14 protein-coding genes are annotated in these 12,217 nt (G+C 68.8%); 7 read left to right on the plus strand and 7 right to left on the minus strand.

Going from position 1 to position 12,217, the window contains the following annotated elements:
* The 4 genes from VFP86_06590 to VFP86_06605 all read left to right on the plus strand — a co-directional run.
* Positions 1-876, plus strand: an 876-nt coding sequence (locus VFP86_06590; protein HET8999295.1) for a hypothetical protein, incomplete at its 5' end; no start/stop codon positions are given.
* 105 nt (positions 877-981) lie between these two features.
* On the plus strand, positions 982-1,791 hold the full coding sequence (locus tag VFP86_06595; GenBank protein ID HET8999296.1) for a putative hydro-lyase: 810 nt from the start codon (positions 982-984) through the stop codon (positions 1,789-1,791).
* A 65-nt stretch (positions 1,792-1,856) separates the two neighbouring features.
* Positions 1,857-3,917 carry a hydantoinase/oxoprolinase family protein gene (locus VFP86_06600; GenBank protein HET8999297.1) on the plus strand — a complete coding sequence of 687 codons (2,061 nt, stop codon included), beginning with the start codon at positions 1,857-1,859 and terminating at the stop codon, positions 3,915-3,917.
* Positions 3,917-5,545, plus strand: a complete 1,629-nt coding sequence (locus VFP86_06605) for a hydantoinase B/oxoprolinase family protein (GenBank protein HET8999298.1) — start codon at positions 3,917-3,919, stop codon at positions 5,543-5,545. Before VFP86_06600 ends, VFP86_06605 begins: the two co-directional genes overlap by 1 nt.
* A gap of 89 nt (positions 5,546-5,634) precedes the next feature.
* On the opposite strand, the gene VFP86_06610 is transcribed toward VFP86_06605, so the two are convergent.
* Positions 5,635-6,531 (minus strand): NAD(P)-dependent oxidoreductase, encoded by an 897-nt coding sequence (locus VFP86_06610; protein HET8999299.1) that lies wholly within the window; start codon positions 6,529-6,531, stop codon positions 5,635-5,637.
* A 72-nt stretch (positions 6,532-6,603) separates the two neighbouring features.
* On the opposite strand from VFP86_06610, the gene VFP86_06615 reads away from it, so the two are divergent.
* From VFP86_06615 to VFP86_06625, 3 genes are read left to right on the plus strand one after another with little or no spacing between them, the layout of a single operon-like run.
* Positions 6,604-7,374, plus strand: a complete 771-nt coding sequence (locus tag VFP86_06615) for a 5-oxoprolinase subunit PxpA (protein HET8999300.1) — start codon at positions 6,604-6,606, stop codon at positions 7,372-7,374.
* A complete protein-coding gene (locus VFP86_06620) occupies positions 7,371-8,246 on the plus strand; it encodes a prenyltransferase/squalene oxidase repeat-containing protein (protein ID HET8999301.1) in 876 nt (291 codons plus the stop codon). The genes VFP86_06615 and VFP86_06620 overlap by 4 nt, the downstream gene beginning before the upstream one ends.
* A 54-nt stretch (positions 8,247-8,300) precedes the next feature.
* Positions 8,301-8,639, plus strand: a complete 339-nt coding sequence (locus tag VFP86_06625; protein HET8999302.1) for a hypothetical protein — start codon at positions 8,301-8,303, stop codon at positions 8,637-8,639.
* Positions 8,640-8,651: 12 nt separating this feature from the next.
* On the opposite strand, the gene VFP86_06630 is transcribed toward VFP86_06625, so the two are convergent.
* From VFP86_06630 to VFP86_06655, 6 genes are all read right to left on the minus strand, one after another.
* Entirely contained in the window at positions 8,652-9,023 is a 372-nt protein-coding gene (locus VFP86_06630) for a S1 RNA-binding domain-containing protein (protein ID HET8999303.1), read from the minus strand.
* Between the two features lie 139 nt (positions 9,024-9,162).
* On the minus strand, positions 9,163-9,618 hold the full coding sequence (locus VFP86_06635) for a septum formation initiator family protein (protein ID HET8999304.1): 456 nt from the start codon (positions 9,616-9,618) through the stop codon (positions 9,163-9,165).
* Positions 9,615-10,388 (minus strand): lytic transglycosylase domain-containing protein, encoded by a 774-nt coding sequence (locus VFP86_06640; protein HET8999305.1) that lies wholly within the window; start codon positions 10,386-10,388, stop codon positions 9,615-9,617. The genes VFP86_06635 and VFP86_06640 overlap by 4 nt, the downstream gene beginning before the upstream one ends.
* A gap of 37 nt (positions 10,389-10,425) precedes the next feature.
* Entirely contained in the window at positions 10,426-11,724 is a 1,299-nt protein-coding gene (gene eno, locus VFP86_06645) for a phosphopyruvate hydratase (GenBank protein HET8999306.1), read from the minus strand.
* Positions 11,725-11,747: 23 nt separating this feature from the next.
* The gene (locus VFP86_06650) at positions 11,748-11,999 is read right to left on the minus strand and encodes a S4 domain-containing protein (GenBank protein ID HET8999307.1); all 252 of its coding nucleotides are present in this window, start codon (positions 11,997-11,999) and stop codon (positions 11,748-11,750) included.
* The coding region (locus VFP86_06655; GenBank protein HET8999308.1) for a MazG nucleotide pyrophosphohydrolase domain-containing protein at positions 11,986-12,217 on the minus strand (232 nt) is incomplete at its 5' end. The genes VFP86_06655 and VFP86_06650, both read right to left, overlap by 14 nt.

Below are 12,217 nucleotides of genomic sequence, written 5' to 3' on the forward strand. Positions count from 1 at the left end.
GCGGACAATTACGGCGTGCGGATCTACGATGCCGGGCGGGCCCGATGGGGCAGCACCGATCCGGGCGTGACGTTCGTGACCGACCGCGCCATGTACCTCGCCGGGAACTTCAACTGCCCCCAGCCGAACTACGCGGGCAGCGACTCGTCACCGGCCGCCTGCGGAGACGCGTCGTGGCCGCCGTCCGCCGGGTCTCCGACCGAGCAGAAGTCGACCTCGATCATCGCGGACACGATCGACGTCCTGTCGTGCAACTGGGTCAAAGCCCAGAGCGGGAATGCGTGTACCGGGAGCGCCGGCGTCGGGTTCCAGGATGATCAAGACCAGTGGAGCACGGTCTGCGGCACCGGGTGCCGGCCGGTGGACGAGGCGAGCACGAAGGGATCCGGATCGACGCCCACCGGAGCCACCTGCGGCGGGAACGGCTGTCAGGCCAAGGAGACGATCATCAACGCGGCGTTCTTCGCGGGGACCGACCAGACATGGTGCTCCTCGAACACGAACGGGACAAACTGCGGGACCTCGTACTACAGCGGGGGAGTGGAGAACTACCCGAGGTACCACGAGGACTGGTCCGGGACCGACGCCTCCACCGGGCGGGCGCGGAAGTTCTGGTACCAGGGCTCACTGGTGTCGAGCGGCTCGCCCACCCACACGTGCTTTGCGTACACGGCCCAACTCACGACGATTGCCAACGATCCCAACTACACGTGCTCGGCGTACACGCGGCAGGGGTTCTGGAGCACTCAGCGCTATTCGCCGCCGACGCGCCGCTGGTTCTACGATGTCTCCTTCAATGACGCGGCGTTCCTGCCTCCGCTGACACCCCGGTTCACGTACCTGAACCTCGTGTTCTTTACCCAGGTATTCCAGTAGGCCGCACGTAGCGGAGCCGCCCCGGCCGCGGCGCTCGCCGCAGCCGGCCGTCCACGGTCCGTGGCGCGTGCAGGACCGCATTTCTCCGCCGGGGAATACGTGCGCGTGTCTCTTCTCAGCGACGTCAAAGCAGCCCGCGGGGCGACCCCGGCCGAGATCAGGCGCCGGATCCGAAGCGGCGAGTGGCAGGCACCGACCGCGGGGCTCGCGCCGGGGTACGCCCAGGCGAACCTCGTCGTGGTCCCCGGGGAGATCGCCTACGATTTCCTGGTGTTCTGCCAGCGAAACCCCAAGCCGTGCCCGCTCATCGACGTGACCGATCCGGGAAGCCCCGAACCGGCGTATGCCGCGCCCGGAGCCGACCTCCGCACGGACGTGCCGCGCTACCGCGTGTACCGGCGCGGGATCCTCGACGTCGAGGAAACCGAGATCACGCGGTACTGGAGGGCGGACCTCGTTGCGTTTCTGCTGGGGTGTTCGTTCACGTTTGAGTCGGCGATGGAGCACGCGGGCCTACCAGTGCGCCATATCTCCGATGCCCGCAACGTGCCGATGTACGTGACCGCCATCCCGTGCCGGCCGGCCGGAGTGTTTCACGGTCCGATGGTGGTCAGCATGCGGCCACTGCCCCGCGAGGGCGTGTCCCGAGCCGTCCTCGTGACCGGCCGGTACACTCGCGCGCACGGGGCGCCGGTGCACATCGGGGATCCCGCGGTGATCGGGATCCGCGACCTCGCCCGGCCGGAGTTCGGGGACCCGCCCAGGATCGAGCCGGGTGAGGTGCCCGTGTACTGGGCGTGCGGGGTGACGCCCCAGGCGGTCGCGCAGGCGGCCGGTGTGGAGCTGATGATCACCCACGCCCCTGGGCACATGTTCATCACGGATCTCCTGGACGAGGATCTCGCGGCCGGCTGAGCCATCGACAGACTCGATTTTGCGCGTGCCAGGACCCCGCGTACTTCTGTGGAGGGATGACCCGCGTGCAGCAGTATCGCATCGGCGTCGACGTCGGCGGCACGTTTACCGATCTCATCGCGGCCGAAGAGGGCGAGGGCACGCTCGTACCGGTCAAGGTTCCGAGCACCCCGCGTTCTCCGGCGGACGGCGTCCTCTCCGCACTCCACCGGTTTCTCGAAGGCCGCTCGGGCCGCCCCACGTACATCGTCCACGCCTCGACGATCGGCGCCAATCTCTTCCTGGGGCAGATCGGCCTCGACCTTCCCCGGGCGGCCCTCCTCACGACAGAAGGGTTCCGGGACGTCCTCGAGATCGGCCGGCAGCGGCGCGCCGAACTCTACAATCTCTTCTACGAACGTCCTCGGCCGCTCGTCGACCGGCGAAACCGCGTCGGCATCCCCGAGCGGATCGATGCCGGTGGGGGGGTCATCCGGCCGCTAGACGAGGGTGCCGTCCGGGCAGCCGCCGGGCGATTCGCCGCGGAACGGGTGGAGGCCGTCGCGATCGCCTTTCTCCACGCCTACGCCAATCCCGACCACGAGCGGCGGGCGAAGGCGATCGTACAGACCGCCCTGCCGGAAGCCGTGATCGTCGCCTCTCACGAGGTCGATCCCGAGTACCGTGAGTACGAGCGCACGAGCACCACCGTGATCAGCGCGCTCTTGTCGCCGGTCGTGTCGCGGTATCTGCGGGGTCTGTCGTCACGGCTGCGAGAGGAGGGCCGGGTCCTACCGCTGTACGCGATGCAGTCCAGCGGCGGGATCACCACGATCGAAGGCGCCGCCGCCAGCCCCGCGACCCTCATCGAGTCGGGTCCCGCCGCCGGAGTTGTGGGCGCGGCCGCCCTCGGCCGCCGGCTCGGTTATGCTCGGATGCTCAGCTTTGATATGGGCGGCACGACCGCAAAGGCGGGGGCCGTGATCGACGGCCGCCCGGAGGTCGTTGCCGAATATGAAGTGGGCGGCACCGTGCACGCCGGGAGGATCGTCCGGGGCAGCGGCTACCCGGTCCGAGCGCCGTTCATCGATCTGGCGGAGGTGAGCGCGGGTGGCGGTACGGTCGCATGGGTCGATGGCTCGGCACTCCGGTGCGGTCCGCTGAGCGCCGGGGCAGACCCCGGTCCCGCCTGTTACGGACGCGGGGGCGACCGGCCGACGGTGACGGACGCGCATCTGCTGCTCGGCTGGCTGTCACCCAAGGGCCTGCTCGGAGGACAGATGCCGCTGTCGGCTGCGGCCGCGGCGCGGGCGATGTCTTCGATCGCCGGACCCCTGGGGCTCGATCAAACCGCCACCGCCGCCGGCATGCTCCGCGTCGTCAACGCCCAGATGGTCCGGGCGCTCCGCATCGTCTCCCTCGAGCGTGGGTACGATCCTCGGGAGATGGCGATGATCGCCTTTGGCGGCGCCGGCCCGATGCACGCGGCCGCCTTAGCCGACGAGCTGGGGATCCGCGAGGTCGTGGTTCCCCCGAACCCCGGCGTGTTCTCGGCGGTGGGACTGCTCGCGGCGGATCTTCGGTGCGACCGGGTGGAGAGCGTGATGCGGCCGATCGAGCACCTCGACGCCGTGTGGCTGGAGGGGCGGTTCAAGCGGCTGGAAGCCGAGGCGCAGGAGGGCGTGCGAGACGGCGACGGCCGCCGCGCGGTCGTCGTGCGGCGCGCCCTGGATCTCCGGTACGTGGGGCAGTCCTACGAGCTGACGGTGCCTGGCGAGGTCCCGCTGCCGGCCGCCGCGGAGGCGTTTCGGGCCCGGCACGCCGAGATCTACGGGTATGCTCCCGACCGCGAGCCGGTCGAGGTGGTCAACGTGCGCGTCACCGCGATGGGGATCATGCCTCCGCTGTCGCTGTGGCAGGCGCCGGTGGGGAACCGGGACGCCGATGGCGGGGAGGTGCGCCGCGCCTGCTTTGACGGGCAGTGGATGGAGGCACCGGTTGCGGCCCGGTCCTCCCTGGTCTCCGGGAGAGTCGTGTCCGGGCCGGCGATTGTTGAAGAGAACGAAGCGACCACGGTGGTGCCGCCGGGATGGACCGTGGAACTCGGGGAGGCCTGGACCTTGCGGCTGCGTCGAGGTGCATCGTGATGCCCGATCCGGTGACTGTGGAAGTGATTCGCAATGCGATGATCTATGCGGCCGAGGAGATGGGCATCGCGCTCCGGAACGCATCGTATTCGCCCAACATCAAGGAGCGGATGGACCATTCGTGTGCGCTGTTCGACGCCGCGGGCCGGTTGATCGCGCAGGCCGAGCATATCCCGGCACATTTGGGATCGCTCCCGTGGGGGGTGCATAATACGCTCGCCCTGCTGCGGCCCCAGCCGCAGCATCCGGGGGACCTCTTCATCCTCAACGATCCGTACATCGCGGGCACGCACCTGAACGACATCATGGTGATCAGGCCGCTGTTCTGGGGTGGTGCCCTTGTCGGCTACAGCGTGAACAAAGCGCACCACGTGGACGTCGGGGGCCGGACGCCCGGCAGCCTCAGCAGCGACGCGCGGGAGCTGTGCGAGGAGGGGGTCATCATTCCGCTCCTGCGGATCCTGCGCGAGGGCGTCGAGGTCCCCGAGACGGTCGAGATGATCCTCGCCAACGTGCGGTCTCCCGATACCACGCGCGGGGATCTGCGGGCCCAGATCGCCGCCGCGTCGCTGGGAGAACGGCGGGTCGCCGAGGTGCTGGACCGGTACGGTCGCGATGCCGTCGAGGGCGCCTGGGACGCGATGCTCGATCAGGGGGAGGCATCCGCGCGGCGGGGATTTGCGATCCTCCCCCCCGGGCGCTACACGGCGGAGGATTGTCTGGAGGACGATCTGGGCGAAGGGGGCCTCTGCTGGATCCGCGTCGCCCTGACCGTCGCGCGCGACGGGATCACGGTCGACTTCACCGGCACGGACCCGCAGGTGCCTCGGCCGATCAACGCGATCTTCGGCGTCACCAACGCCGCCGTGCTGTACGCGCTCAAGGCCGTGTGCGATCCCCACTCGGTCATGAACGACGGCTGGCTGCGGCCGGTGACGATCCGGGTCCCTCCCGGTACCGTGATCAACCCCATCAAGCCGGCGCCGGTGGGCGTCGGCAACACCGAGACCAACCAGCGTGTCGCGGACACGGTGCTGCGGGCACTGGCCGGCGCCGTCCCCGCCCGGGTCGCGGCCGCCAGCAACGGCTCCATGAGCAATGTCACGATGGGCGGGTCCGACGCGCGCCGCCACCAAACGTGGACCTTCTATGAAACGATCGCGGGGGGCATGGGGGGCCGGCCCGGCCTCGACGGTATCGACGGGATCCACTGCAACATGACCAATACGATGAACACGCCGATCGAAGCGATCGAGCAGACGCTGCCGATCCGGTTCCGGACGTACGAGTTGAGACCGGGGACGGGAGGAAGGGGCCGGTGGCGAGGCGGGTGCGGGGTCCGCCGGGAATGGGAACTGCTTGCGGACGAGGCGACCATCTCGATCCTCACCGAGCGGACGCGGGTCGCGCCGTGGGGGCTGGCAGGGGGAGGGGAGGGCGGCCTGGCCCGCCATCTCATCCGGCGGGCCGGCGGAGCGGAGGAGATCCTGCCCTCCAAGCACACGGCGCTTCTCCGGCGCGGCGATGTCCTAGTCATGCAGACGCCCGGAGGCGCCGGATATGGGGATCCGGCCGAGCGGGATCCGGAGGCAATCCGGCGGGATCACGAGAGCGGTCTCGTTGACTGAGTACACTCGCCGGCTATGTCGGTAGAGTAACGGACAGCCCGCGAAACGTCAGCCGACAGCCGCCGGTGGCGCCGCGCCACACCGGCGCATCACGCCCCGCGCACCTCGATCCCGGCGACCCGTTCCCACACCTTCACCAGCGCCGTGGTGTCCTCGCCGTCAAACCCGAAACTCCGCGCCATGGTGAAGCCGAGAAGGGCGGCGGCCGTCATCGGCACCGGCTGGTTCGCCTCCTGCGCGACCTCCTGGGCCAGCCGGAGGTCCTTGTGCGCCAGGTCGACGCGGAACATCGGCGCGAAGTTTCGCCGGAGGATGCGCTCTCCCCGACCGGGGATTTGGGCGGTCGCTCCCGAGCCGGCGGCGAGCGCTTCGACGAGTTTCGCGGGATCCAGTCCCGCGCGGACGCCGAGCGGCAGCACCTCCGCCAGGGCGGCCATCGAGGCGAGCGACAGCATATTGTTCATGAGCTTGGTCACGTGCCCGGTGGCGGTCCCGCCCATATGCAAGACCGTCCGCCCCATCGCCTCGAACGCCGCCCGCACGCGGCGAAACGCCTCGGGATCGCCACCCACGTAGATCGTGAGGGTGCCCTCTCGTGCGCCGCGGACCCCCCCGGTGATCGGGGCGTCGAGCATCGCGATCTCGCGCGCCCGCAGGCGCTCCGCCAGCACACGCGTGGAGGCTGGACGGCTGGTGCCCATATCGACAAAGACGCCGCCCCGTTGCCCACGCTCGAGCATGCCTCCCGGGCCGAGAACGACCTCCTCGACTTCCGCCGACGTCGGCACGCAGGCGATCACCACCGGGCACTCCTCCGCCACCGCGCCCAGAGAGGAGGCGATTTTGGCCCCCAGGGCCTCGAGGTTTCTCGCGGGCGCGGGGTTGCGGTGGACGAGGGTGGTGACGGGGAATCCCTTTCGGAGCAGGTTGGCGGCCATGGGTTCGCCCATGGCCCCGGGCCCGATAAAACCGATGCGCTCCACCATGCCACGATCTTCGGTCCGGTGGGAAGGGCTTCCTCTCCTGGAGAAGATACGAGAGACGGGGGAGGCGTGGCGATGGCTCATCTGGTCGACATCAACTGCGACCTGGGCGAGGGGTTCGGCACCTACACGATCGGCGACGATGACGGCATGATGCCCGTGATCGCCTCCGCCAACGTCGCGTGCGGGTTTCACGGAGGGGACCCGCTCGTGATGGAGCGGACCGTCCGCCTCGCCGGGGAGCATGGTGTGCAGGTCGGCGCCCATCCCGGGTTTCCCGACCTCGCCGGATTCGGCCGGCGCGACATGGAACTCTCAAACGATGAACTGCGGACGGGGTTGATCTATCAGATCGGGGCCCTCGCGGCGATTGCGCGGACCCTCGGGGTCCCCCTCCAGCATGTGAAGCCGCACGGCGCCTTGTACAATATGGCCGCCCGTGACGAGCGGCTGGCACGGGTGATCGCCTCTGCGGTCGCGGCGGTCGATTCCCGGCTCATCTTGGTCTCACTCGATGGCTCGATGCTTGGGCGGGCCGGGCACGAAGCCGGCCTCCGCGTGGCCAGAGAGGCCTTCGGCGACCGCGCGTATCAACGGAGCGGCGCCCTGGTCGGCCGGTCTCACGCGGGGGCCCTGGTCACCGACCCCGCCGCAGTGGCCCGACGCGTGGTGCGGATGGTGATCGACGGCGTCATCGACGCCCTCGATGGGGGCGAGGTCCGGGTGTCCGCCCACACGATCTGTTTTCACGGGGACACCCCCGGCGCGCCCGCGCTAGTGAGGGCGGCCCGCGAGGGGTTGAGCCGCGCCGGCGTCGAGATCGCTCCGATGGGGCGGGTGGTATGACCGCGGAGGCTCCCCGTGAGGGCTACGATTGGCGGCGCACCATCGCCTGGGTCGATCAGAACGGAAATGAGACGGAACGGGCGCGGCTGCGCGGCCTCCTCGGCCGGCCGTGGCCGGACGCGAGGATCATCCGCACGCTGGACGCACGGCAGAATCTCGATGGAGGGTTCCCAAGCGACCTGGTCCAGGGCCGCCCCTCGTCGATCGACACCACCGCGCAGGTATTGCGCGGGATGCAGGATCTGCGAATGCTCGGCAGCCTGCAGGCGCAGCGCGTCGTCATGTTCCTGTTCACCGCGCAGCGGCCCGATGGGTCGTGGGACGAGCCCGCGGGGTTGTTGAAGTTCGGCCCGCCGCCCCGCCTCGTCCCGGGAGATCCCCGGGTCCAGGCATTCTGCACGGCGGTCGCGGCGTACTGGCTGGTGCTGCTGGGATACCGGGCCGATCACGCCGTGTCGCGGGCGTTGGGCTATCTCCGGACGCGGCAGGCGGCCGATGGGCGGTTCTTGGGCTTCATCCGAACCACATGGGTGGCCGCGGCCGCGTTCCGGCTCGTCGAGGGGCCGAGTGCCGCGGTGGCGGCGCGGGCCGTCGACGCGCTCGGAACCCTGAAAGCCGAACAGTGGCAGCCGGGGGCGCTCACCGGGATGCTCAACGCCCTTGCGGAGGCGGGCGTGCCCGCGCACGTGCCGGTGGTCCGGCAGGGCCTGGAACGGCTGCGCCTTCTCGCGGGGCCGGACGGGTCCTGGTCGTCGGAGGATGGGGATTTCTACAACGTCGACGTCACGCTCAGGGCGCTTCGGGTCTTTCTGCTCTACGGCGTGGTGTCACCCCCGGCCCTCTCCCTGGTTTCACCGGCCGGCGGTGCATGAGAGGGGAAGGCTCCCCGCGCCGCGGGGGCGAAAAGCTGATTTTCGGGGGAGATCATGAGTGACCACGTGGTGAAGCAGCTGCAGGGCGTCGTATCGGAGGCGGTCGAGGAACGCCGGGGGCTGGTTGTCTACTCGCGTCTCCAGCCGGTGGAAATCGACCGGATGGCCCGACGGGTCGAGCGCGAGACCATTGAAAAGATTCGCGGGCTCATCCCCGAGTCGACCGACGATCAACGGGTGGTCGGGCTGCGCAACCGTCTCCGACGCATGGAAGACGAACTCGAGCAGCTCGAGGGACTCGCCGATATTCGCGATCAGAGCCGGAGTTTGCAGAGCGATGAAATCGTGTGGCAGGCGTTTGAGGATATCGCCTGGATGTTGGGGATCGAATAATGGGGGAGCGGTTTAGCGGCGGCGGCCTCCGCGCTTCGCTTCGGTGTTCCGCTTGAGATCGAGGAGGCGCTCTTCGCTCTCCTTGAGGAACTTGGCGAGCTTCTCGTCGAACGAGGCCTTGGCGCGGACCCGGGCCTGGCGTTCCGAGGGATCGAGTGCCTGCTTGACGGAGAGATCGAGCTTGCCTTTGTCGTTGTACCCGAGGACCTTCACCTTGACGCGTTCCTGTTCCTTGAGATAATCCCGCACGTCCTTGACGTAGGTGTCTGCGATCTCAGAGATGTGAACGAGCCCGCTCTTGCCGTCGGGGAGTTCTACAAAGGCGCCGTAGTGGGTGATCTTGACAACCACACCTTCGAGGATCGTCCCTGCATCAAGACTCATACTCTGTGCTCGTTCCCTCCCTCAAGAGATGTGTCGGAATTATAGCCTACGCCCCTGGGGGTGTCAATGCGCGATGCGCCGTGGGAGGCGGAGGCAACGACACCGAACAGCCGTGTGGGCGTATGCGAATCCCGCGATGTTACGGGGAGGTCCGCGGCAGTCGTTCGAGGGCGCGCTCCAGGGCCGCCCGGGCCGCCTGGCCTGCACCCCAGAGGATCCGGCCCCACACCGCGAGTGGTCCTTCCGGCTTTGTCACCGCGGTACTCGGCGGATCGCGCTCGATCGCACGGTGGGTCGATCCGCCCGGCACGATGACGAGTTCTATCTCCCCGGGCCCCAGCATCCCGAGCTGTTCGCGCGCCAGGCGCTCGAGATACTGATCGTCCGTCCTTAGGCGCCGGATCTCCGCGAGGAGGGCGGCGTTCCCGGCCAGCAAATCCTCTCGGTGTCGCTCCAGGCGAGCCGCCTCGCGTGCGAGCGCATAAGTGCGGAAGTACTGCAGGGCAACCCCAAGAACCGTCCACCCCACCAGGGACGCGGCGGCGATCATCAACAGGCGCGTCCCAATAGACGGCGTCCTTCTGAGAGGACTCACCGGCGCACCCCCTGTCGCATCTGCGCAAGTGGAGGTCGCGACGCCGGCGAGGCGATCACCCAGAGGAGCGGAAGGGTGAGCCCGATCAGGCTGATCACGACGGCGGCGCGGGCGTACGATCCGACGTTCGCGGAGCGGAGGAGGATCCTCCAGACCGGCGTAAGGGTGCCGTCCTGCTGAAGATGCAGCCACACCAGCGCGACCTGACGGAGGTATCGCGTCGTTTCTGGAAACGGGGGGATGCCTTCGTGGCGCTCGACCGTCCCCGCGCCGGCATTGTACGCAGCGAGCGCATAGGGGAGGTTGCCCTTGAACTGATCGACGAGCCGGCGCAGGTAGGCCGTACCGGTTTCGAGGTTCGATGCGGGATCATCCATGCATGGGGGATCGGTGAGCCGCGCAATCTCGGGGGCACACGCGGGCTCGCCGGCGAGCTCCCGCCAGGTGGCGGGGACCACCTGCATCAAGCCGTAGGCCCCTCGGGACGACCGGGCCTGCGCGTGAAATCCGCTCTCTGTGAATACCACGGCGGCGACGAGCGCCGGGTTCAGGCGGTGGTTCCGGGCGGCGCGGTTGATGAGCTCGGCATACGGGATGCCGTGAACCGAACGGGGGATCGTCCCGTCACGCGGAAGACGCGAAACCGCGGCCATGACATCTGCCGCAGTCACGTAGAGGATCGTTGCTGCGAGTAGGAGGGCCGCCAGGCATACGAGCATATAGCCGACCAGCCATCGCGGCGCCCCTCCCAGGCGGCGATCGATGGGCATCGTGCTGACGGAGTTCTGGAGGCGCCGGGGAAATCCTTTACGGCCAGCGGCCTGTGCGCGCGAACGCTGCGGCCCCTGCGTACCGGGCCCGGCCGCCGAGCGTCTCCTCGATCCGCAACAACTGGTTGTACTTGCACACCCGCTCGGATCTGGCGGGCGCGCCGGTCTTGATCTGCCCTGCGTCGGTGGCGACCACGAGATCGGCGATCGTCGTGTCTTCGGTTTCCCCGGAGCGGTGGGAGATGACCGCGTTCCATCCGTGCTCGCGCGTGGTGCGGATCGCCTCCAGCGTCTCGGTCAGGGTCCCGATCTGGTTCACCTTGATCAGCACGGCGTTGCTGGCCGATCGGGCGATGCCCCTGGCGATGAGGGCCGGGTTGGTGACGTAAATGTCATCTCCCACCAATTGGACCCGATCCCCAACACGGTCGGTCAGCGCCGCCCACCCATCCCATGCGTCCTCCGCGAGCCCATCTTCAATGGAGAGGATGGGGAACCGGTCCAGCAGGGCGGCGTAATAGTCGATCATCTCCTCCGTGGTCCGGATGTCTTGACCCTGCCGGAGCAGATACCGGCCGTCCCGAAAGAACGTGGTCGAGGCGGGATCGATGGCCAGGCCGAGATCTTTTCCGGGTGCGTATCCGGTCCGCTCGATGGCACGCATGAGGAGATCCAAGGCGTCCTCGTTGCTCCCGAGGCGGGGGGCGAACCCCCCTTCGTCGCCGACTCCGGTTTCGAGCCCGCGATCCTTGAGGACCTGATGCAGGGCATGGTATGTCTCGGCGCCCATGCGCAGAGCTTCGGCGAAGGTAGCCGCCCCAACCGGAACGACCATAAATTCCTGGAAGTCCAGCGCGTTGTCGGCGTGCTTGCCGCCGTTGAGGATGTTCATCAGGGGGACCGGCAGGGTGGAAGCGCTCGCGGCGCCGCGCGCGATCGATTGGAACAGCGGCACGCCTTGCTCGGCGGCGGCCGCCCGGGCGGTCGCCAGCGACACCCCGAGGATGGCATTGGCCCCCAGCCGGCCTTTGTTGGGCGTGCCGTCCAACGCCAGCATGAGACGGTCTACGCCTGCCTGATCCTGCGCGTCGCGGCCCGTGACCGCGGGCCCGATCGTCTCGCGCACATGCCCCACGGCCGCGCGGACCCCGAGACCCGCATACCGGCGCGCGTCGCGGTCCCTGAGTTCCACCGCTTCATGCAGCCCGGTGCTGGCCCCTGAGGGGACCGCTGCGCGTCCGGCCGCTCCGGATTCGAGCACCACGTCCACTTCGACCGTCGGGTTCCCGCGCGAGTCCAGGATCTCTCGGGCCGTCACCGCCTTGATCGTCGACACGATGGCGCGCTCCTCCCTTCGGATCATTCCAACGCGTGATCCTCGAGCACCTCAACGTAGTCTTCGCTGACCCGGCGCGCGCTTGGGAGCGACCGTACCCGTGCCCGCACGCGCCGCGCGCCCAATTCCACGGTGATGATGTCTCCCGGCCGCACTTCGGCGGCGGGAGCCGCGGGGCGGCCGTTCAGGGCCACCCGCCCACCGTGGCACAGGCTGTTGGCCAGCGTCCTTCGCCGGACGAGCCGGCTCAACTGCAGGAACTTATCGAGCCGCACGCCACATCGCGAGCACCTCATCGGCTGGGAGCTCGCGGAGATCTCGGCCCTGGGCCCGGGCGGACGCCTCCAGCCGCATGAACCGGTCGCGGAACTTGGCGCACGCGTCCCGCAGCGCCTGCTCGCCATCGAGGTGGAGATACCGGGAAAGGTTGGCAACGGTGAACAGAAGATCGCCGAGTTCCTCGGCGGTGTCCGCCCCGCCTTTCTCCCCGGCC

The organism is bacterium (genome assembly GCA_035703895.1).
Taxonomy (GTDB): Bacteria; Sysuimicrobiota; Sysuimicrobiia; order Sysuimicrobiales; family Segetimicrobiaceae; genus Segetimicrobium.

Coding starts and splice junctions, on each gene's coding strand:
- VFP86_06605 (HET8999298.1), top strand. CDS start 3,917: ATGCCCGATCCGGTGACTGTGGAAGTGATTCGCAATGCGATGATCTAT.
- VFP86_06610 (HET8999299.1), bottom strand. CDS start 6,531: ATGGTGGAGCGCATCGGTTTTATCGGGCCCGGGGCCATGGGCGAACCC.
- VFP86_06615 (HET8999300.1), top strand. CDS start 6,604: ATGGCTCATCTGGTCGACATCAACTGCGACCTGGGCGAGGGGTTCGGC.
- VFP86_06620 (HET8999301.1), top strand. CDS start 7,371: ATGACCGCGGAGGCTCCCCGTGAGGGCTACGATTGGCGGCGCACCATC.
- VFP86_06625 (HET8999302.1), top strand. CDS start 8,301: ATGAGTGACCACGTGGTGAAGCAGCTGCAGGGCGTCGTATCGGAGGCG.
- VFP86_06630 (HET8999303.1), bottom strand. CDS start 9,023: ATGAGTCTTGATGCAGGGACGATCCTCGAAGGTGTGGTTGTCAAGATC.
- VFP86_06640 (HET8999305.1), bottom strand. CDS start 10,388: ATGCCCATCGATCGCCGCCTGGGAGGGGCGCCGCGATGGCTGGTCGGC.